This is a genomic window from Neisseria sp., from assembly GCF_030530745.1.
Lineage (GTDB): Bacteria > Pseudomonadota > Gammaproteobacteria > Burkholderiales > Neisseriaceae > Neisseria.
This window is the reverse complement of sequence record NZ_JAUMUI010000012.1, coordinates 1-20,916: the sequence shown is the minus strand read 5'-3', so window position 1 is coordinate 20,916 and position 20,916 is coordinate 1. Positions and strand designations below refer to the sequence as shown.

Here is a 20,916-nt window from a genome sequence, read left to right as displayed (position 1 = left end):
CTCCGGTTTATTGCCGTTTGGTTTCAAGCCCCGGGCGCATCAGGCATATTCTTGAAACACCGAGCGCACGCGCGCCAAGTCTTCGGCGGTGTCCACCCCTGCGGCGGGCGCGGTTTCGGTGATTTCCACCGCAATCGGACAGCCGTGCCACAACACGCGCAGCTGCTCCAACGATTCGTCGGTTTCGTGCGGCGACACGGCCAAGCCGGCGTATTGCTGCAAAAAGCCGGCGCGGTAGGAATAAATGCCGATATGGCGCAAAGGGGAAAAACCCGCGGGCAGGGCTTGCGGGGAAGCGGCCATCGCATCGCGCGGATAGGGAACCGGCGCTCGGCTGAAATATAACGCGTTTCCTGCGGCGTTCAACACCACTTTCACGCAGTTCGGGTTGAGAAATTCGGCCAAATCGCGAACAGGATGCGCGGCGGTGGCCATCGGCACTTGGTTTTTCACCAACAGTGCAGCGGTGCGGTCGATTAATTGCGGGTTAATCAGCGGCTCGTCGCCCTGCACGTTGACCACCACGGTATCCGGCGGCAGGCCGAGCTTGGCGGCGGCTTCTGCCAAACGGGTGGTGCCGCTTTCGTGGGTGGCGGCGGTCATCACGCTGGCGATGCCGTGCGCTTGGCAGGCGGCTTCAATGTCGGCATGGTCGGTAGCCACAACCACGCGTTCGGCGGCGCTTTTGGCAGCCTGCTCCGCCACACGCACCACCATGGGCTTGCCGCAGATGTCGGCCAGCGCTTTTTCAGGCAGGCGCGACGACGACAGCCGCGCGGGAATCAAAACGGTAAACGCACTCATGCGTGCAGCTCTTCTTCGGTCAGTTCGCGGGCTTCGTTTTCGAGCATAAAGGGGATGCCGTCTTTAATCGGATAAGCAAGTTTGCTTTGGCGGCACCATAATTCCTGCCTGTCTTGTTTGTATTCCAAACTGCCTTTGCATACGGGGCATACGAGAATGTCTAAAAATTTCTTTTCCATAGGGTTGGCTTTCTGTTAATTACAGGTGCCGCTGCAAACAGCCGTGGGATCCTGTGCTGTTTTCCTGCCCGGGCACCTGTATCACACCTGTTACCGGGTTTTCATATTACTGTTCTTGAACCTTCGGTTCAATATTCAGACGGCCTGCAACAAAAGCCGCCAAATCCGGCTTGATTATCGCACAAACAGGCAGCACCCACACGTTTTCCCACAGGCCGTCTGAAAGTTTTACCGCATCTTTTTCGGTAACCAGCACCACATCCGCCTGCGGCAGATCTGCGGCAGACAAAGCGGCATGATCGGGCAGCGCGCGCGTTTCGGCCAATACGATACCCAAGCCGCGCAGGGTGTCGAAAAAACGCTCGGGCCTGGCAATGCCTGCCACCGCCGCCACGCGCAGATGTTTCAGACGGCCTGTATCCAAATATTCGTCAGGTTGGTTGAAGCGGTAGATTTTTCCGGCCTGCAGGCGGCTGTGGAATATGTTTTCATGCAGGTGCGCCGCCTCTTCCCCGCCCGTGCCACCACCCAACACCACCGCATCCGCCGCTTGCAGGCGGGCCAAAGGTTCGCGCAAGCCGCCGTTGGGCAATAAATCCAAACTGCGCCGGCTTACATCGGCGGCGGGAAACACCACGATTTCCAAATCGCGCCGCAAAGCATAATGTTGCAGGCCGTCGTCGGTAATAATCAGCTGAATATCGGGGTGCGCCGCCAGCAGCGCCCTACCCGCGTGCGCCCGGCTGCTGCACACCGCAACGGGTGCACCGGTTTGGCGGTAGAGCAGCAAAGGTTCGTCGCCCGCCTCTGCCGCCGTGCTGCCGGGCTGAAGCACATAAACGCCGCTGCCCTTGCGCCCGTAGCCGCGGCTGATAATACCCGCCCGGATGCCGCGTGCCTGCAAACCTTTTACCAGCGCCGACACCACCGGCGTTTTACCCGCCCCTCCTGCGTGAATGTTACCCACCACCGCCACAGGCACAGGCAGTTTTTCGCTTTTCAGACGGCCCGCCGAATATAACCGCCTGCGTATGGCCGAGGCCGTCTGAAACAGGCGCGACAAAGGCCACAGCAGCACGCTCAAAACCGGATTGGGCTGCTGCCAGTGGCGTTCGATGATTTGATGGAGTTTGGGCATTCAGACGGCCTTGTTGAACATATTTGAAAGACAGATATGCCGCTTACTGCGGTAAATGATTTTGCCGGTTTCTCTAAATAATCTGCATCTTAAAACCCCGCGCCACCCCTGCCGAAACTGTTTTACCGCATACGGCCCGGGCAATTTTTTCAGTATATTCCGTTTTGCCCCATTCCCCCGGCTCGAGTATGCCGTTGCGGGTTGTGCGGATATCGGCCTGCAGGCGCTTTTGGCAGTCGACCAGCACGGGCCAGGTATGGGCGCTCATACGCCGTTCGAAAAAATACAGGTTGGCCTGCACGGTATTTTTATCGCCGTTTACTGCCGACAGCTTATCAGTATCTACCGCAACAAACCGCAGTATTTGCGGCTTGTAGTAGCTCCAAGGTTTATAGGGGGCGGTTTCGCCTATTTCGGCCACCACGACCGTACCCTGCGGCAAAAGCGAGCGGGTGTGGCCGTACCATGTGTATTCGCTGTATATCTGAAACAGCAGCATACCCAAGCCTGCGCCGGCAGGCACCAGCCATTTCGGTAGCTTTTTAAACAGGGCACGCAGACCCAATACGATGCCGGCGGCGCCCAAGCCTGCGAAAACCGTGGCGGTCAGCTCCCAAATCATGATGCCCCCTCTAAGCCGGCAGAATATCCCGCCCGGTATTTTTAACTTTTGGGCTTGTGCGACAGCCCGGCACGATAAGGTTGCGTATTATAGCCGATTACATTTCCGTCGGAACAAAGCGGCTTAAAACAATAAATTACAGAAAATCCGGGCTTCCCGGAAGAAGCCCGATAAAGCGGGGTTCAGTGATCGGCAGCCTGCCCCGCACCGCGCGGATAACGGACGCTTTCCACCAAATCCTGCACATTTTGAGGCGGTGCTTTACCTGCAAAAGAAACCGCAAATGCCACGGCAAAGTTTAAAACCGCACCTACCGCACCGAACGACAAGGGTGAAATACCGAACAACCAGTTGGCTTCCACGTTTTCAAAGTTGTTGGTGCTGGGGATAAAGAACCAGCCCATATACAGGAAGATATATACGCAGGTGGAAATCAAGCCTACCAGCATACCGGCGGTTGCGCCCGCGCTGTTGATGCGTTTCGAGAAAATACCCATCATCAAGGCGGGGAAGATGGAAGCGGCTGCAATACCGAATGCCAGCGCTACCACTTGTGCGGCAAATCCGGGCGGGTTGATGCCCAGCCAAGTGGCCACCACAATCGCCAGCGTCATGGATACGCGGGCTGCCGTCAGTTCGCCTTTTTCCGAAATATCGGGTTTCAGGGTTTTCTTAATCAAGTCGTGCGACACGGCTGAAGAAATTGCCAACAGCAAGCCTGCTGCAGTGGAAAGTGCGGCCGCCAAACCGCCCGCTGCAATCAGGCCGACAACCCAACTCGGCAGGTTGGCGATTTCAGGGTTGGCCAATACCAAAATGTCGTTGTTTACGGTCAGCTCGTTACCCTGCCAGCCGCGTTCTGAAGCAGCTGTTTCAAAAATTTCGGATTTGTCGTTGTAGTATTGGATATGGCCGTCGCTGTTTTTATCCTCAAACTTCAGCAAACCGGTGGTCTCCCAGTTTTTCATCCATTCGGGGCGGGCTTCGTAACTTAAGGGCTGCCCCTGTACACCGTTGGGATAAACAGTATTGACCAAGTTGAAACGTGCCATAGAGCCGACTGCCGGAGCAGTTGTGTAAAGCAGGGCGATAAACACCAGTGCCCAACCGGCAGACGAACGCGCATCGGACACTTTAGGCACGGTAAAGAAACGGATAATCACGTGCGGCAAACCGGCGGTACCGATCATCAGCGACAAAGTGAACAGGAGCATATTCAGTTTATTTGGCACATCTGCGGTATAGGCCTCAAAGCCCAAATCGGTTACCAGCAAATCAAGCTTTTGCAGTAGCGGCATACCTGAAGCGGTATCCGTGCCGAACAGACCCAAGGGAGGAATCGGATTACCGGTTAAATTAAAAGAGATGAATACCGCAGGAATGGTATAGGCAGCAATCAATACCGCATATTGCGCCACCTGCGTATAAGTGATCCCTTTCATACCGCCCAACACCGCGTAAAACAGCACCACCACGGCGGCAATCAAAAGGCCGGTCGTGTTGCTTACTTCCAAAAAGCGGGAAAACGCTACGCCGGCACCAGTCATCTGGCCGATAACGTAAGTGGTCGAAGCAATCAGCAGGCACGCAACGGCCACCAAACGGGCGGTGCGGCTGTAGAAGCGGTCGCCGATAAAATCCGGCACGGTAAATTTGCCGAATTTGCGCAAATACGGAGCCAGCAGCAGGGCGAGCAGCACATAACCGCCCGTCCAGCCCATCAGATAGGCCGAAGCGCCGTAACCGGTCATCGCCAGCAGACCCGCCATCGAAATAAACGAAGCCGCGCTCATCCAGTCGGCGGCGGTTGCCATACCGTTCAACACAGGATGCACACCGCCGCCGGCCACATAAAACTCTTTGGTCGAACCGGCGCGCGCCCAAACCGCAATACCGAAATACAGCGCAAAAGACGCGCCCACGAAAATCAGGTTAATCACAAACTGGCTCATGGTCTCACTCCTCGTGTACGCCGTATTCTTCGTCGAGCTTGTTCATTCTCCACGAATAAAAGAAAATAATGGCGATGAAGGTCAGAATAGAGCCCTGCTGGCCGAACCAGAAACCCAAATCCGAACCGCCTATTCGGATACCTGCCAATGCGGGGCGCAATATAATGGCAAACCCGTAAGAACATACGGCCCAAACAATCAGGCAGGCTGTAATAATGCGGACGTTTGCTTTCCAATAACCGACTGCATCATATTTATCGGCAGACATAACTGTTTCCTCCTTGTTTTGTTAGATTTCTTTTAAATTTTTAAATAAAGGGCCGAGATGGCGTTAAATACTTAAATTTTCCGTCAACATCAGCTATTTGAAATAAACTTCAGGCTGTTGCACCATGTAGTTCAATTGCAGAATATCATAGATTAAACCTATTGCAATATCATCTTGGGAAATTTTCCATCATACTACCCCAACTATTTGATTTTTATATTAAAAACATTCATAAAATTCATTAATTTATTAAAAATATATAAAAATCCATAAGAAAAATTTATCAAAACCAAAAAGAAATCTGATATTAAAATACAACATACTGATTTTAAAAATAATAAAACTACATAAAAATTACAAAACGCCCACCCGGTACAATGCAGCCGACAGGGCTCTACCCCGTATCCCGCACTTTGCAACCGGTAAAAGGAAACACAATGGACTTAAAAGAAACCCGCATCAGCTCCCAACCGATTTTCGAAGGATCGTTCATCAACATCGCCCGCGACACCGTGTGCCTGCCCAACGGCAACGAAAGCGCCCGCGTGGTTATCCGCCACCCCGGCGCCGCCTGCGTACTGGCCGTAACCGGCAATGATGAAGTGGTTTTGGTTCGCCAGTGGCGCTACGCCTGCGGCCAAGCCCTGCTTGAGCTGCCCGCCGGCAAACTCGACGCGGGCGAAGATCCCGCCGCCTGCGCCCTGCGCGAGCTGGCCGAAGAAACGCCCTACACCGCAGAGGGTGTGAAACTGCTGCACTCTTTCTACACCGCCCCGGGCTTTTGCGACGAAGTGATGTATCTCTACCAGGCCGAAGGCGTGCGCGAGGGCAGCACTCTGAAAAACGATGAAGACGAATTCACCGAAACCGTGCTGATGAGCCGCGAAGCCGTTAAAGCCGCACTGAAAAACAACGAAATAAAAGACGGCAAAACGCTGGCGGGCCTGCAGTATTGGCTTTTGCATTCATAATCCGAAACCTTTTCAAAATATTTTCAAGCCGTCTGAAAATCTCATCTTGTATTCTCAAAAACCATATTTCCGGTCGAAACCTGTTTTTCAGACGGCCTTTAATATTTCAAGCTTTAAAGCATTCCTGCCTGTAAAGCAGCCCGGCTTGAAAATAGGAACAATTTGCCATACGGATACAAACCTTAACGGATGCCCTGAACTGCTAAACAAAACAGTTTCCGGCCGCTGGATCCGCTTTAACGGTATGCCGGGTATGTTTAAACCAATTTTCAGGAGTCTGATATGCCCAAGATAAATGTTTCCCAAAGTAATGTTGCCCAATACACTTCCTCCCCGCTTTCTTCCAAGAAAGTGTTGGCCAAACCCGCTACCAGTATGCAAATGTTTGTTCATTACCTGAAAGGCAGGGGTGAGGCTCTGAATTTAGATAATCTTGGAGCGAAGAAATTGATTGCTGCCAGCATCTTGAAAGAGAATGCATTTGTTGGCAGCGGTACGCTTTCGGGGGAATTTATCGGAAAAATCACCAAACTCAAAACAGGTAATTTCAGCCTTATCGGCGAAATAATTTATAAATTTTCCGATGTTTTCGAAGATCCTTACGATACATTCAACCTTATCGAGGGCTCTTGGGATCCGAACGGTACCCCATATAGAATTACCGATACAATTATCCATAAAGTAAATGCGGTTGTTACTGCCGAAGCTGTCAATAGAAAATTACGGGGCGGTTAAAATGAAAAAACAACTGCTTTCGATTGTTCTTTTCTTAATTATACTGATTGCCGGTTTCATTCTATACGGCTATTTCCGGCCAATTCTGATTTTAAAAGATGTAGCTGTTTACCGTCACATTATCAGCAACTCCCTGGGAGGAAATTATTATTTATATTATAAAGGCCAAAAAATAGGTTATTTAAGTTTTGTAGATACTTGGTATGTAAAAGGTTCACAAGTTTACGGCTCTCTTTCTGAAGATAACGGTATCGATGACATTACCTATTGGTTTTATATCGATATTTGCTCTAAGGAAGTTTATATAACACCTTCCCGCTTTGAGTTTTATGACTTTTTGGATAAAAGAAATATCAATGAGGACAAACGCAACTTTATGAGCGGCAACAATGTTATCAACCCTTATAAACATGCCTATAACAGAAAAATTTCCTGCCCCGAGAACCGGCAACCGTAACAAGGCAGGGGTGAGGCTTTGAATTTAGATAATCTTGGGGTGAAGAAATTGGTTTCGGATTCCATTTTGCGGGAAAATGCATTTAACAGACGGGGTAATATACAAAGAAGGTTTTTAGTATCGACGGCAGTTAACTTTACTAAAGGTATTAAAAAGCATACTTTTATCAACAGCTATGCTTTCGGATCGGAAATCGGTATTTGGGCATTTGGCAGCGGTACGCTTTCGGGGGAGTTTATCGGAAATATCACCAAACTCAAAACAGGCAATTTCAGCCTTATCGGCGAAATAATTTATAAATTTTCCGATGTTTTCGAAGATCCTTACGATACATTCAACCTTATCGAGGGCTCTTGGGATCCGAACGGTACCCCATATAGAATTACCGATACAATTATCCATAAAGTAAATGCGGTTGTTACTGCAGCAGAAGTTAAACAACAGCTTCAAGGCAGATAAAATGAAAAAAACACTGATTTTTATTGTTTTTTTTATTATGCTGTCAATCGCCGGTTTGGTTTTTTATGCCTGCTTCCGTCCGGTTCATATCTTGAAAGATGTTACCGTGTACCGCCATGCCATAGGGGGCTATTTTGGAATCAATCATTACTTGTATTACAAAAATCAAAAAATAGGTTATATCACGGCGGTAGACAGTTGGTATGTGCAGGGAAGCCAAGTTTACGGTTCTCTGAGCAGTAACAGCAATTCAATATATGAACTGTATTATTTTTATATTGACATTTGCGATAATGAACTTTACGTTACGCCCTATGTTTTAGAGTTCGACGAGTTCTTAAACAAGCGTAAAATCAATGAAGGAAAACGCAACTTTATGAGCGGCAACAATGTTATCGACCCTTATAAACATGCCTATAACAGAGAAATTTCCTGCCCTGAGAGCCGGCAACCGTAATACGGAAAACATTTGTCTTATCAAAACCAAAGCCGCCTGAAAACATTCAGGCGGCCTGTCTCTTTCCCTGCGGCCGTTTCAACCAACCGCAATGCCTGCCAAACTTCAGTCTTTGCGCACGAACACCAAGTCCCAAACGCCGTGCCCCAGCCGTTTACCGCGCGCCTCGAATTTGGTTTCGGGGCGGTAATCGGGCGTAGGCGCGTAACCGGCGGCGGTGTTTTGCAGGCTCTCGAAACCGTTTAACACCTCCAGCATCTGCACGGCGTATTCTTCCCAGTCTGTTGCCAGATGGATGTAGCCGCCGCTTTTGAGTTTGGGCAGCAGCTTGGCTACAAACGGGGTTTGGATCAGGCGGCGTTTGTGGTGGCGTTTTTTGTGCCACGGGTCGGGAAAGAAAATATGGATGCCGTTAAGCGAGCCGTCGGCGAGCATGTTTTCCACCACTTCCACCGCATCGTGGCGCATCACGCGGATATTGCCCACGTTTTCTTCTTCTATCAGCTTCAAAATATTGCCGACGCCCGGGCCGTGCACGTCGATGGCCAGAAAATCGGTTTGCGGCAGCCGCTTGGCGATTTCCACGGTTGCCGCGCCCATGCCGAAGCCGATTTCCAGCACTTTCGGGTTGGCGCGGCCGAACACGGCGTTCAAATCGGCCGGTTCGGCGCGGTAGTCTAGGCCGAACTGCGGCCACAAGGTGTCGATGGCGCGCTGCTGCGCGGCGGTCATATGGCCTTGGCGCAGCACGAAGCTGCGGATGCTGCGTTTGTGTTGCTCTGCCGTTTCGGCGTCGCGGGGCGGTTGCTGGTTGGTCATGGCGGATTACGGAAAATTGGAAAACCGCGATTTTACAAAAATATCAGGCCGTCTGAAAATATTTCAGACGGCCTTGCTTTCAGGCTTTATGCTGCCCAAAAATCGCGCGGCGCATCCGATACCGGCTTCACAATGCCGGTGCGCACGGCGAAATCGCCGAAGCCTTCGTCTTTCAGACGGCCTGAAGCCCAATCAGCCAGCCAGCCGTCGATGATGGCGAGAATTTCGTCTTCGGTGATGTTTTCTTTAAACAGGCGCGGGATGCGGGTGCCTTCGCGGTTGCCGCCGGTGTAGAGGTTGTAGCGGCCCACTGCTTTGCCCACCAAGCCGATTTCGGCCAGCATGGCTCGGCCGCAGCCGTTGGGACAGCCGGTGATGCGCAAAACGATATGCTCGCCCGTGAGGCCGTGTTTGGCAAACAGGGTGTCGATTTGGTCGGTGAACGCGGGCAGGAAGCGTTCGGCTTCGGCCATCGCCAAGGGGCAGGTCGGCAGCGACACGCAGGCCATGCTGTGTTCACGCTGCGGGGTAACGGCGTCGCTGATCAGGCCGTGTTCGCGGGCGGTTTTCTCGATTTTGGCTTTGTCGCGCGATGATACGCCCGCCACAATCAGGTTTTGGTTGGCAGTGAGGCGGAAGTCGCCTTTGTGGATTTTGGCTATTTCGCGCATCCCCGTTTTCAGCGGCCGGCCGGGGTAGTCGAGCAGGCGGCCGTTTTCGATGAAGAGGGTGAGGTGCCATTTTTTGTCTTCGCCCTGCACCCAGCCGATACGGTCGCCGCGCGAGGTGAATTCATAGGGGCGGATCGGCCCGAATTTCGCACCCATGCGGTTTTCCACTTCTTCAATGAACACGTCTTTGCCCACGCGCTCGATGGTGTAGCGGGTTTTGGCGTTTTTGCGGTCGCTGCGGTTGCCCCAATCGCGCTGGACGGAAACCACGGCGGCGGCGGCATCCAGCGTTTTTTCCAGTGGCACGAAACCGAATTCCACGGCAGTGTTGGGATAGGTTTTTGTGTTGCCGTGCTCCATAGAAAGGCCGCCGCCCACCAGCACGTTAAAGCCGGCGAGTTTGCCGTTTTCGCCGATGGCCACGAAATTCAAATCGTTGGCGTGCAAGTCCACATCGTTGTGCGGCGGAATCACCACCGTGGTTTTGAACTTGCGCGGCAGATAGTTTTTGCCCAACACCGGCTCGGTGGCGTCGCCGCTTTTCACGGCCTCGGCCAGCGGCGCGGCTTCGGCGAAATTTTCGGTGGAATGCAGTTTTTCGCCGTCGAGCCAGATTTCGGCGTAGGCGCGGGTTTTGGGCAGCAGGTGTTCGCTGATTTTTTTCGCCCATTCATAGGCTTCGGCGTGCAGGCTGCTTTCCACGGGATTGCTGGTACACAGCACGTTGCGGTTCACGTCGCCCGCGGTGGCGATGGAGTCCAGCCCCAGTTCGTTGAGCCATTGGTGCATGGGCTTGATGTCGTCTTTCAACACGCCGTGAAACTGGAAGGTTTGGCGGTTGGTTAAGCGGATCGAGCCATACAGGGTGCGCTCGCTGGCGAATTGGTCGATGCCCAGCCATTGTTTGGGTTGGATGATGCCGCCGGGCAGACGGCAGCGCAGCATCACGTTTTTCAGCGGCTCCAGTTTCTGCCCGACGCGCTCGGCGCGGATGTCTCGGTCGTCCTGCTCGTACATGCCGTGGAAACGGATTAATTGGAAATTGTCGCCGTTAAAGCCGCCGGAGAGGCCGTCTGAAAGGTCGCTTTTGATGGTGCCTTCGAGATAACGGCTTTGGTCTTTTAAGCGCTCGTTGTCGGCAAGCGGCGCATCGGGTAGTTTGGCGCGCGGGTCGTTAGTGCTCATAAGTGTTCCTCGTTGTTTTTTCAGACGGCCTCGGCCGCACTTTGACGGCATTACTTTATCGGTGCCGTCTGAAAAAAGGAAAGAATGGTTGGTTTTAATATAAGTGTTTTCCGTTATAAGGTTCCAGCCTTGATTTTTTACCGTTTAAACCTTATAACCCCATCATCTTCAAACCCCTTCGCGAAAGCCGCCCCCACATGAGCCACACCGTTCACCTGCAATTCGAAAACATCGACAACGCCGTGCTGCAACGCCTATGCGGCGCATTCGATGCCAACCTGAACACCCTTGCCCGCGCACTCGATATCCAGATCAGCCGCCGCTTTTCCGACTTCACCTTTTTGGGCGAACTGGCCCACGCAGGCCGCCGCGCGCTGCTTTCGCTGGCAGACACCGCCGAAAACCGCGATTTGGAAGACAGCGATATCCAGCTTGCAGCCGTCGAAGCCAAAACCGCCGATGCAGCCCACCAAGAAAAACATCACGGCCAGCAATACTACCTGCGCACCAAGCGCGGCAGCATAGGCGGGCGCACGCCGCGCCAAAACGGCTACATCCGCGCCCTGCTCAATCACGACGTGGTGTTCGGTTTAGGCCCCGCCGGCACCGGCAAAACCTATCTGGCCGTGGCCGCCGCCGCCGATGCGATGGAAAAACACCAAATCGAGCGCATCGTTTTGGTTCGCCCGGCGGTGGAGGCGGGCGAAAAACTCGGCTTTCTGCCCGGCGATTTGGCGCAGAAAGTCGATCCCTACCTGCGCCCGCTCTACGACGCGCTTTACGATTTGATGGGGTTTGACCGCGTAACCAAACTCTTGGAAAAAGGCCTAATCGAAATCGCCCCGCTGGCCTATATGCGCGGGCGCACGCTCAACGGCGCCTATGTGATTCTCGACGAAGCGCAAAACACCACGCCCGAGCAGATGAAGATGTTTTTAACCCGCATCGGCTTCGGCGCCAAAGCCGTTATCACCGGCGACTTGAGCCAGATCGACCTGCCGCGTAACATCAAATCGGGCCTGAAAGACGCCAAAGAAAAACTCGCGGGTATCGATGGCCTGTATTTCCATACCTTTACCAGCGAAGACGTGGTGCGCCACCCACTGGTTCAGAAAATCGTGGAAGCCTACGATGCGGCGGACGGACAGGAAGAAAAAGCAGCAGAAGCCGGGCACTGATACCGCCCGATCCATGCCGTGTCAGCCTGCCCGTGTTTTCAGGCAACTTGCAAGCCGTCTGAAAACACAACTGGAAAAACAGGCCGGTTTGTCAGATAATTCATATTTTATTTCCATCACAAAGGCATACGCATGAAAGCCATCATCCACACCGACAACGCCCCCGCCGCCATCGGAGCATACAGCCAGGCCGTGCGCGCGGGCGACACCGTTTACATGAGCGGCCAGATTCCGCTCGATCCCGCCACCATGACCGTGGCCGGCAACGGCGACTTCCGCGCCGAAGCGCACCAAGTATTCAAAAACCTGCAAGCCGTAGCGCAGGCCGCAGGCGGCACGCTCGACGACATCGTCAAAGTCAACGCCTACCTCACCGACTTAAACAATTTTGCCGTTTTCAACGAAGTGATGGCGGAATATTTCAGCCAACCCTACCCTGCCCGCGCCGCCGTCGGCGTTGCCGCCCTGCCCAAAGGCGTACAGGTTGAGGCAGAGGCCGTGCTGGTATTGAACGATTACTGATTAGGGCATGTAGTCAGAAAGCTTGTGCAGCGGGCTTTAACCAAAAATACTACCACAACGCTTTCTAACGGCACTCCCTCCTGATTAACGAATAAAAAAATTATCACGCAGCATAAAGGCCGTCTGAATGTTTCAGACGGCCTCCCCGCCATAAAAACAAAACGGATTCACACACAATGGCACACTACGCAATCGGCGATATCCAAGGCTGTTACGACGAATTCACCGCCCTGCTCGCCACCATCGGCTTCAACCACGGCACCGACACCCTCTGGCTCACCGGCGACATCGTCAACCGCGGGCCCAAATCGGTTGAGGCCCTGCAATTTGCCATGAAGCACGAAAGCAGTATCCAAACCGTGCTCGGCAACCACGATCTGCACCTTCTGGCCGTATCCTACGGTTTCGGCAGAATCAAACGCGGCGACACCATCGCCTCCGTGCTCGAACACCCCGACAGCAAAAAAATGCTCGGCTGGCTGCAGGCCCGGCCTCTGCTGGTGCAAAACGACACCCATGTTTTAGTGCATGCCGGCCTGCTGCCCGAATGGAGCGTGGAACAAGCCGCCGGACTCGCCCGCGAAGTGGAAACCGAGCTGCAAAGCGGCGATGCACGCGGCTATTTCGCCAATATGTACGGCGATAAGCCGCGCCGCTGGAAAAACAAACTCGAAGGCTGTGAGCGCCTGCGCATGATTACCAACGTGTTCACCAGAATGCGCGCCGTTACCCGCAAAAAAAACAAACTCGACTATGAATTCAAAGGCCACCCCGACGAAATGCCCGAAAACCTGATTCCCTGGTTTGAGGCCGCCGACCGCCGCCACCTGAGCCACACGATCGTGTTCGGCCACTGGTCGGCACTCGGCTACGTTAACGATCACCACGTAATCGCACTCGACACCGGCGCACTGTGGGGCGGCCAGCTCACCTCGGTCAACCTCGCCACCAACGAAGTCGCCCAAGTATTTTCAAAAAGCGGGCTGCATTGGGAAACGGCTTTATAAGCCCGAAAATTTTGTAAAACCCGCTCAGGCCGTCTGAAACATCCGATTACAGTCAAACCACTTGTTTAGTAACAGTTTCGTCATACTCGGGCTTGATCCGAATATCTTCTTGGGTTTCGGAAATTTTTAGGAAAGGAGATACTCGGGTCAAGCCCGAGTATGACGTGTATACTTTTTCTTAAGTGGATTCACTATTATATATATCGTCATTGATTCGCAAGTCCGCTGCGCTGTCCGCGCAGACGGGAACGTCGGGATACCAACGTTTTCAGAGCGGCAGGTCGGATTCTCAAATCCGATATTTTGCTCTTCTCCACCGCTCAAAAGAATCTGTCAAACAACAAAACAGGCCGTCTGAAAGATTGTTCCTTTCAGACGGCCTGTTGTTTTACTGCTTTACCGCTCACGCAGGTTTAAGACCGATGCAGCCTGCCCACATATTCCACTTCTTCGCGGCTGCCCATCACCACCGCAACACGCTGGTGCAAACCTTCCGGCTGAATATCGAGCATGGCCTGCTCGGTATTGCCGGCCGCGCCGCCCGCCTGCTCCAACACCAAGCTTAAGGGGTTGGCTTCATACATCAGGCGCAGCTTGCCGGGCTTGGACGGATCGCGCGCGTCTTGCGGATACATAAACACGCCGCCGCGCATCAGAATACGGTGGATTTCGGCCACCATCGAAGCCACCCAGCGCATATTGTAGTTTTTGCCGCGCACGCCGGTATCGCCCGCCAGCAGTTCGGCGATATATCGCTGCATGGGCGCAGACCAATGGCGCTGGTTCGACATATTAATCGCAAACTCTTTGGTTTGCGCCGGCACCTGCGGGTTGGCCAGGGTTTGCACGAAATTGCCCGCTTCATCAAGCGTAAACACAAACACCCCGTGCTTCAGGGTAAACACCAGCTGGGTTTGCGGGCCGTAGAGCACATAGCCGCTGCCGGCCTGATCGCGGCCTTTTTGCAGAAACGACGCGGTTGTCAAACCGCCTTCGGGCTTGGCCAGAATCGAAAAAATCGTGCCCACCGAAATGTTCACGTCAATGTTAGACGAACCGTCGAGCGGGTCGAACAGCACCAAATAACCGCCGTTTTCGTTGCAGGCCACGAAAGTGTCTTCTTCTTCGCTGGCCAAACCCGCCACATTCGGATTTTTTTTGAGCGTATCGATCAACAGTTGGTTGGCAATCACATCAAGCTTTTTCTGGTCTTCGCCCTGCACGTTGCCCGTACCGGCTTCGCCGAGAACACCCGCCAGCGCGCCCTGCCGCACTTGGCCGTTAATCTGTACGCAGGCGGCCACTATCGCTTCGAGCACACTGCCTAAACCTTCGGGCAGGTTGTGGCTTTTCAGGTGCTGCGTGATAAATTGGGATAAGGTAGTCATTGTTGTTCTCACTCGAGTTGGTATTTTCAGACGGCTTAATTCGCACCAGAAGCCGCAGAAGCGGCCTTGGTGCCGAACACTTCGTCTTTGCACACTTTGGCAGCCTCCACCGCCTTGCGGGTTAATTCGGCATCGCCCTGAATCAGCTTGGGCATATCGGCAACCGAAACCGTTTCCACCGCTTTCTCCGCACTGCAAGAGCAGACTTTCTGCGCCAGCTCGGCGGAGAGGCCCGCTTCTTGGGGAATACGCTCCAAACAGGCTTGGGTAAACGCGGCGGTAAATTCATTGCGGAAAGAATCGGCTGCCGTTTGTTTAACGGCTTCCTGCTGCTGTTCGCTGCAAGCAGCAAACAAGCCAGCACACAGCAATACGGCGGCATAACGGGCGGCAATGTTCATAACAAAAACCTATTCGGGTTTGAAATAAAAACACCGACGATTGTAATTCAATTCGCCCCCGCTTTCTAGAAAAGCCTCAGGCCGTCTGAAAACAGTGTTCATCAAAAATGCCTGTTTGAAATATGTTTCAAACAGGCATTGCTGCTTTTCAGACGGCCTTTATTTCTTCAACCCGGCCAGAATCTCATCTACCGTGGTTTTGGCATCGCCGAAGCACATCACGCTGTTTTCGTTGAAAAAGAGCGGGTTTTGCACGCCTGCGTAGCCGGTGTTCATCGAGCGTTTGAACACCACCACTTCTTTGGCCTTCCACACTTCCAACACCGGCATGCCGGCAATCGGCGAGTTGGGGTCGGTTTGCGCGGCGGGGTTGACCGTATCGTTGGCGCCGATTACCAGCACCACATCGGTTTCGGGGAAATCGTCGTTGATTTCGTCCATTTCCAACACGATGTCGTAAGGCACTTTGGCCTCGGCCAGCAACACGTTCATATGGCCGGGCAGGCGGCCTGCAACGGGGTGGATGCCGAAGCGCACCTCGGTGCCGTTTTTACGCAGAAGCTCGGTGATTTCGGCCACCGGATATTGCGCCTGCGCCACCGCCATGCCGTAGCCCGGAGTGATGATAACGCTCGCGGCGTTTTTCAGCATTTCTGCCACTTCGGCGGGCTTGACTTCGCGGTATTCGCCTACCTCTTCACTGCCTGCGGCGGCAGAGGTGCCGTCGGTGCCGAAGCCGCCGGCAATCACCGAAATAAACGAGCGGTTCATGGCCTTACACATGATATACGACAGAATCGCGCCGCTCGAGCCTACCAGCGCGCCGGTAACAATCAGCAAATCGTTGCCGAGCATGAAACCTGCCGCCGCAGCCGCCCAACCCGAATAAGAGTTGAGCATAGACACCACCACCGGCATATCGGCACCACCGATAGAGGCCACCAGATGCCAGCCGAACGCCAGCGCGATCAGGGTCATCAGAATCAGCGCGAACCAACTGCCGTCGACGCCGACAAACAGCAGCAGCAACAGAAACGACACCACAATTGAAGCAAGATTCAGCTTGTGTTTGTGCGGCAGTTGCAGCGGTGCGCTGCTGATTTTGCCGTTGAGTTTGCCGAAGGCCACAATCGAGCCGGTAAACGTTACCGCGCCGATAAACACGCCTAAAAACACTTCCACCAAATGAATGGTGTGCATTTCCGGATCGATACTACCCGCTTCGATAAAGCTGTTGAAGCCCACCAGCACGGCGGCCAGGCCGACAAAACTGTGCAGCAACGCAATCAGCTCGGGCATCTCGGTCATTTCGACTTTTTGCGCTTTATAAATACCGATTGCCGCGCCGATGGCCATGGCGATGATAATCCAGCCCAAGCCGGCGGTGTTTTCGCTGAAAATCGTGGCGAACAGCGCAACCGCCATACCGGCGATGCCGTAATAGCAGCCGTTTTTGGCGGTTTCCTGTTTGGAAAGCCCCGCCAACGAGAAAATAAACAGAATAGCGGCAACAATGTATGCCGCGGTTACCAATCCTTGAGACATCACATTACCCCTTTCTGAACATATTCAACATGCGGCGGGTAACATAAAAACCGCCGAAAATATTCACGCTGGCAATCAGCACCGCGATAAAGGCGAGCAGCGACACAAAGCCGTTGCCCTGGCCGATTTGCAAAAGCGCGCCGACCACGATGATGCCCGAAATCGCATTGGTTACCGACATCAGCGGCGTGTGCAGCGAATGGCTCACGTTCCACACCACGTAATAACCGATCACGCAAGAGAGCACGAACACGATAAAGTGGTTCAGAAAAGCGGCAGGCGCCACTGCTCCCACCCATAAAGCCAACACCGCGCCGATCACGGCAGGCGCCAGTTTTTTCCAAGCGGGCACGGGTTTCGGCTCGGGTTTGGCAGCGGGAGCGGCTTTTTCAGACGGCGCTTGCTGCGGTGCGGCGGAAACTTGGATGGCGGGCGGCGGGAAGGTGATTTCGCCCTCGCGGGTAACGGTCATGTTGCGGATAATCACGTCTTCGAAATCCAGCGCGATTTCGCCGTCTTTATTGGGACTTAACAGCTTGGTGAGGTTGACCAGGTTGGTGGCGTAGAGTTGGGAAGACTGCCCCGCCAAACGGTTGGCCATATCGGTGTAACCGATGATTTTCACGCCGTTACCGGTAACGAACAATTCGCCCGGGCGGGTCAGCTCGCAGTTGCCGCCGGTGGCCGCGGCCAAATCCACAATCACGCTGCCGGCCTTCATGCTTTCCACCATTTCTTTGGTAATCAGCTTCGGCGCGGGTTTGCCTGGAATGGCGGCGGTGGTGATGATGATGTCCACCTCTTTGGCCTGCTCGGCAAACAGCTTCATTTCGGCGGCGATGAATTCTTCGCTCATCACTTTGGCGTAGCCGTCGCCGCTGCCGCCTGCTTCCTGCGGGAAATCCAGTTTCAGGAATTTGCCGCCCATCGACTCGATTTGCTCGGCCACTTCAAGGCGCGTATCGAACGCTTTCACCACCGCACCCAGCGAGTTGGCCGTTCCGATGGCCGCCAAACCCGCCACGCCCGCGCCGATAACCAAAACCTGTGCCGGCGGCACTTTGCCCGCGGCGGTAATCTGGCCGGTGAAGAAACGGCCGAACGCGTTGGCCGCCTCAATCACGGCGCGGTAGCCGCTGATGTTGGCCATAGAAGAGAGCGCATCCAAAGCCTGCGCACGCGAAATGCGCGGCACCATATCCATCGCCAGCACATTCACTTTTTTATCAGCAAGTTTCTGCACGAGTTCAGGATTTTGCGCCGGCCACAAAAAGCTCACCAGCGTTTGGCCCGCGTTCAGACGGCCTATTTCCACATCGTTGGGCGCATTCACTTTATAAATCAACGGGCTGGCCCACACGTTTTCGGCGTTCGCCAGCGATGCGCCGGCCGCTTCGTAAGCCGCATCCACCAGCCCGGCAGCCGTGCCCGCGCCGCTTTCCACCACCACTTCAAAGCCCAGTTTCTGCAACTGGGCAACGGTGGCAGGCGTGCACGCCACGCGGGTTTCGCCCGCCAGAGATTCTCTCGGAATACCTATCCTCATCTCTTTAATCCTTTTATTGATTGAAAAACAAGTTCACACAAAATCAACCGCTCCTTTATAGCGAATTTTAAGGAGAAAAACAACATTAAAATGTCAACAATCTGCCCATACAGTCCGAAACGGCGGCACGGCTTCTTTTTCAGACGGCCCCGAAGAGGCGGCAGCCCATGCTAAAATATGCTGCCCCACCGTACTTTAAAAGGAACCTCTATGAGAATGCTCCACACCATGCTGCGCGTCAGCAACCTCGAAAAATCATTAGCATTTTATCAAGATGTTTTGGGCATGAAGCTCCTGCGCAGGCACGACTACCCCGAAGGCCGCTTCACACTGGCGTTTGTGGGCTACGGCAACGAAGCAGACCACACCGTTTTGGAACTCACCCACAATTGGGACACCGAAAAATACGATTTGGGTACGGGCTACGGCCATATCGCCATCGAAGTGGACGACGCCTACGCCGCCTGCGATGCCGTTCGCGCCAAAGGCGGCAAGGTTACCCGCGAAGCCGGCCCGATGAAGCACGGCACCACCGTGATTGCGTTTGTGGAAGATCCCGACGGCTATAAAATCGAGTTTATCCAAAAAGGCAGCGGCAATGACTCGGTGAAATACGGCTGAATACCGTAATTTGTGAAAACCGGCAGTCCCGGTTTCCGTCCCGTTTGGCGCGGTGGATTCTGCCAAACCTGCTGCGCCAAGGTGGCAGCGCCGTCGGCAGAAACAGAAAAAGGCCGTCTGAATATTAATATTTCAGACGGCCTTCATATATTAAAATCAAGATTGCGAATCAGGGTAAAACAGCGAAGTTTTGTTTCCCTCGTATTGTTTCTGCCTTTCCGCATCTTTAAATTTAACTTCAAACAGGTTTTCGCGACTGAACGTCTGCTTGACCTGCCGGGTAATTTCGGGATTTTCCTGAATATAATATAAGCCGCCAAGCAGAGCCGCAGCCAATACAAAAACTTTGATATTCATAAGCCGTTTCCTTTCATGCTTCTTTTGGTGCCGACAGCATAAGCTAAAACGTCATACGCATATCAAATATTTATCCAACGGTAAAATTTAAAGCTAAAAGGTTGTCAAACCAGCCAACAAGTAACTAAAGAAACTAATTTAAAAGAATTTATTTACTTAAATTAAAAGAACTATACATATTTTCAAAGAACCATGAGCAGCGTTTGTTTGCAGAATCGGATTTTTCATGCGGCGCCGGAAAAAATTCAGTTAAAATAGCCGCTATTTTTCCCCTTCCCACAACCTTATCCGAGGATTCCGAACAATGTTTTCCAAAAGCGTAACCGTTGAAAAATACGATCCCGAACTGGCCGCAGCCATCGCCAAAGAAGTTGGGCGCCAGCAAGACCACATCGAACTGATTGCCTCTGAAAACTATGTAAGCTGCGCCGTTATGGAAGCCCAAGGCAGCCAGCTGACCAACAAATACGCCGAAGGCTACCCCGCCAAACGCTACTACGGCGGCTGCGAATACGTCGATATCGTCGAGCAGTTGGCCATCGACCGCGTGAAAAAACTGTTCGGTGCCGAATACGCCAACGTGCAGCCCCACTCAGGTTCGCAGGCCAACCAAGCTGTTTACGCTTCGGTTTTGAAACCCGGCGACACCATTCTGGGCATGAGCCTCGCCCACGGCGGCCACCTCACCCACGGCGCAAGCGTGAACATTTCCGGCAAGCTCTATAACGCAGTTACTTACGGCCTCGACGAAAACGAAGTGCTGGACTACGCCGAAGTGGAACGCTTGGCACTGGAACACAAACCGAAAATGATCGTGGCCGGTGCATCTGCCTACGCACTGGAAATCGATTGGGCGAAGTTCCGCGCAATCGCCGACAAAGTGGGCGCGTATCTGTTTGTCGATATGGCGCACTACGCAGGCTTGGTGGCTGGCGGCGAATACCCCAACCCCGTGCCGTTTGCCGACTTCGTAACCACCACTACCCACAAAACCCTGCGCGGTCCGCGCGGCGGCGTGATTCTGTGCCGCGACAACACCCACGAAAAAGCCCTCAACTCTGCGATTTTCCCCAGCCTGCAAGGCGGCCCGCTGATGCATGTGATTGCGGCCAAAGCCGTGGCATTCAAAGAAGCGCTCGAGCCTGAATTCAAAGAATACGCCAAACAGGTGAAAACCAATGCCGCCGCCATGGCCGAAGAGCTGGTGAAACGCGGCCTGCGCATTATTTCCGGCCGCACCGAAAGCCACGTTTTCCTGGTTGACCTGCGCGCGAAAAACATCACCGGCAAAGCCGCCGAAGAAGCTTTGGGCAAAGCACACATCACCATCAACAAAAACGCCATCCCCAACGACCCTGAAAAACCGTTTGTTACTTCAGGCATCCGCGTCGGCTCTGCCGCCATCACCACCCGCGGTTTCAGCGAAGCCGATTCGCGCGAGCTGGCCAATCTGGTGGCCGACGTGCTGGAAAACCCGGAAGACGAAGCCACCCTCACCCGTGTGGCCGCCGCTGCTAAAGCCCTATGCGATAAAAACCCGGTTTACGGCTCCTAACGGCTGATACGTTTGGCAACATAACAGGCCGAGACCTTTGCAAAAATCCCAAAACTCCTCTAAATTCCCCCTAACGGAT

23 protein-coding genes are annotated in these 20,916 nt (G+C 53.5%); 10 read left to right on the top strand and 13 right to left on the bottom strand.

All coding sequences use genetic code 11. From position 1 onward, the window contains the following. Positions 1–39 precede the first annotated feature (39 nt). The 6 genes from kdsB to Q3970_RS06040 all read right to left on the bottom strand — a co-directional run bounded on the left by kdsB (position 40) and on the right by Q3970_RS06040 (position 4,963). A complete protein-coding gene (gene kdsB / locus Q3970_RS06065; RefSeq protein ID WP_303099703.1) occupies positions 40–804 on the bottom strand; it encodes a 3-deoxy-manno-octulosonate cytidylyltransferase in 765 nt (254 codons plus the stop codon). After that, positions 801–983: a Trm112 family protein gene (locus tag Q3970_RS06060; RefSeq protein ID WP_303099702.1), complete on the bottom strand. Its 183-nt coding sequence runs from the start codon at positions 981–983 to the stop codon at positions 801–803. The genes kdsB and Q3970_RS06060 overlap by 4 nt, the downstream gene beginning before the upstream one ends. 106 nt (positions 984–1,089) lie before the next feature. After that, positions 1,090–2,121: a tetraacyldisaccharide 4'-kinase gene (lpxK, locus tag Q3970_RS06055; RefSeq protein ID WP_303099701.1), complete on the bottom strand. Its 1,032-nt coding sequence runs from the start codon at positions 2,119–2,121 to the stop codon at positions 1,090–1,092. Positions 2,122–2,194: 73 nt separating this feature from the next. Continuing rightward, positions 2,195–2,743 carry a hypothetical protein gene (locus tag Q3970_RS06050; protein WP_303099700.1) on the bottom strand — a complete coding sequence of 183 codons (549 nt, stop codon included), beginning with the start codon at positions 2,741–2,743 and terminating at the stop codon, positions 2,195–2,197. Positions 2,744–2,925: 182 nt separating this feature from the next. Next, positions 2,926–4,695, bottom strand: coding sequence for a sodium:solute symporter family protein (locus Q3970_RS06045; RefSeq protein WP_303099699.1), 1,770 nt, complete (start codon positions 4,693–4,695; stop codon positions 2,926–2,928). A 4-nt stretch (positions 4,696–4,699) separates the two neighbouring features. Continuing rightward, positions 4,700–4,963, bottom strand: a complete 264-nt coding sequence (locus Q3970_RS06040; protein WP_303099698.1) for a DUF4212 domain-containing protein — start codon at positions 4,961–4,963, stop codon at positions 4,700–4,702. A gap of 437 nt (positions 4,964–5,400) precedes the next feature. Between Q3970_RS06040 and Q3970_RS06035 the strand changes: the two genes are divergently transcribed. The 5 genes from Q3970_RS06035 to Q3970_RS06015 all read left to right on the top strand — a co-directional run bounded on the left by Q3970_RS06035 (position 5,401) and on the right by Q3970_RS06015 (position 8,042). Next, positions 5,401–5,934: an NUDIX hydrolase gene (locus tag Q3970_RS06035; protein ID WP_303099697.1), complete on the top strand. Its 534-nt coding sequence runs from the start codon at positions 5,401–5,403 to the stop codon at positions 5,932–5,934. Between the two features lie 282 nt (positions 5,935–6,216). Further along, positions 6,217–6,669, top strand: a complete 453-nt coding sequence (locus tag Q3970_RS06030) for a hypothetical protein (RefSeq protein ID WP_303099696.1) — start codon at positions 6,217–6,219, stop codon at positions 6,667–6,669. Position 6,670: 1 nt separating this feature from the next. Beyond that, complete coding sequence (locus tag Q3970_RS06025; protein WP_303099695.1) at positions 6,671–7,126, top strand: hypothetical protein; 456 nt, start codon at positions 6,671–6,673, stop codon at positions 7,124–7,126. A gap of 18 nt (positions 7,127–7,144) precedes the next feature. Then, on the top strand, positions 7,145–7,585 hold the full coding sequence (locus Q3970_RS06020; protein ID WP_303099694.1) for a hypothetical protein: 441 nt from the start codon (positions 7,145–7,147) through the stop codon (positions 7,583–7,585). A 1-nt stretch (position 7,586) separates the two neighbouring features. Beyond that, positions 7,587–8,042 (top strand): hypothetical protein, encoded by a 456-nt coding sequence (locus Q3970_RS06015; protein ID WP_303099693.1) that lies wholly within the window; start codon positions 7,587–7,589, stop codon positions 8,040–8,042. 105 nt (positions 8,043–8,147) lie between these two features. On the opposite strand, the gene trmB is transcribed toward Q3970_RS06015, so the two are convergent. Together trmB and cysI are read right to left on the bottom strand one after the other, a co-directional pair. After that, positions 8,148–8,861: a tRNA (guanosine(46)-N7)-methyltransferase TrmB gene (gene trmB, locus Q3970_RS06010; protein WP_303099692.1), complete on the bottom strand. Its 714-nt coding sequence runs from the start codon at positions 8,859–8,861 to the stop codon at positions 8,148–8,150. 86 nt (positions 8,862–8,947) lie between these two features. Beyond that, positions 8,948–10,717, bottom strand: coding sequence for an assimilatory sulfite reductase (NADPH) hemoprotein subunit (cysI, locus tag Q3970_RS06005; RefSeq protein WP_303099691.1), 1,770 nt, complete (start codon positions 10,715–10,717; stop codon positions 8,948–8,950). 197 nt (positions 10,718–10,914) lie between these two features. Between cysI and Q3970_RS06000 the strand changes: the two genes are divergently transcribed. From Q3970_RS06000 to Q3970_RS05990, 3 genes are all read left to right on the top strand, one after another. Further along, complete coding sequence (locus Q3970_RS06000; protein WP_303099690.1) at positions 10,915–11,895, top strand: PhoH family protein; 981 nt, start codon at positions 10,915–10,917, stop codon at positions 11,893–11,895. Positions 11,896–12,027: 132 nt separating this feature from the next. Next, positions 12,028–12,417, top strand: a complete 390-nt coding sequence (locus tag Q3970_RS05995; RefSeq protein WP_303099689.1) for a RidA family protein — start codon at positions 12,028–12,030, stop codon at positions 12,415–12,417. 176 nt (positions 12,418–12,593) lie between these two features. Continuing rightward, entirely contained in the window at positions 12,594–13,424 is an 831-nt protein-coding gene (locus Q3970_RS05990; RefSeq protein WP_303099688.1) for a symmetrical bis(5'-nucleosyl)-tetraphosphatase, read from the top strand. A gap of 413 nt (positions 13,425–13,837) precedes the next feature. Here Q3970_RS05990 and Q3970_RS05985 read toward each other — a convergent pair whose 3' ends face one another. The 4 genes from Q3970_RS05985 to Q3970_RS05970 form a co-directional block, all read right to left on the bottom strand. Further along, positions 13,838–14,812 carry a class 1 fructose-bisphosphatase gene (locus Q3970_RS05985; RefSeq protein ID WP_303099687.1) on the bottom strand — a complete coding sequence of 325 codons (975 nt, stop codon included), beginning with the start codon at positions 14,810–14,812 and terminating at the stop codon, positions 13,838–13,840. A gap of 35 nt (positions 14,813–14,847) precedes the next feature. Continuing rightward, complete coding sequence (locus tag Q3970_RS05980) at positions 14,848–15,213, bottom strand: hypothetical protein (RefSeq protein ID WP_303099686.1); 366 nt, start codon at positions 15,211–15,213, stop codon at positions 14,848–14,850. Between the two features lie 159 nt (positions 15,214–15,372). Continuing rightward, positions 15,373–16,758 (bottom strand): Re/Si-specific NAD(P)(+) transhydrogenase subunit beta, encoded by a 1,386-nt coding sequence (gene pntB, locus Q3970_RS05975; protein ID WP_303099685.1) that lies wholly within the window; start codon positions 16,756–16,758, stop codon positions 15,373–15,375. A 4-nt stretch (positions 16,759–16,762) separates the two neighbouring features. Then, positions 16,763–18,304 carry a Re/Si-specific NAD(P)(+) transhydrogenase subunit alpha gene (locus tag Q3970_RS05970; RefSeq protein ID WP_303099684.1) on the bottom strand — a complete coding sequence of 514 codons (1,542 nt, stop codon included), beginning with the start codon at positions 18,302–18,304 and terminating at the stop codon, positions 16,763–16,765. A gap of 210 nt (positions 18,305–18,514) precedes the next feature. On the opposite strand from Q3970_RS05970, the gene gloA reads away from it, so the two are divergent. Then, positions 18,515–18,925: a lactoylglutathione lyase gene (gene gloA / locus Q3970_RS05965; RefSeq protein ID WP_303099683.1), complete on the top strand. Its 411-nt coding sequence runs from the start codon at positions 18,515–18,517 to the stop codon at positions 18,923–18,925. Positions 18,926–19,081: 156 nt separating this feature from the next. Here gloA and Q3970_RS05960 read toward each other — a convergent pair whose 3' ends face one another. Beyond that, positions 19,082–19,282 (bottom strand): hypothetical protein, encoded by a 201-nt coding sequence (locus Q3970_RS05960; RefSeq protein ID WP_303099682.1) that lies wholly within the window; start codon positions 19,280–19,282, stop codon positions 19,082–19,084. A 304-nt stretch (positions 19,283–19,586) separates the two neighbouring features. Here Q3970_RS05960 and glyA point away from each other — a divergent pair, with 304 nt between their 5' ends. Continuing rightward, entirely contained in the window at positions 19,587–20,837 is a 1,251-nt protein-coding gene (gene glyA / locus Q3970_RS05955; protein WP_303099681.1) for a serine hydroxymethyltransferase, read from the top strand. The last annotated feature ends 79 nt before the right edge of the window (positions 20,838–20,916 follow it).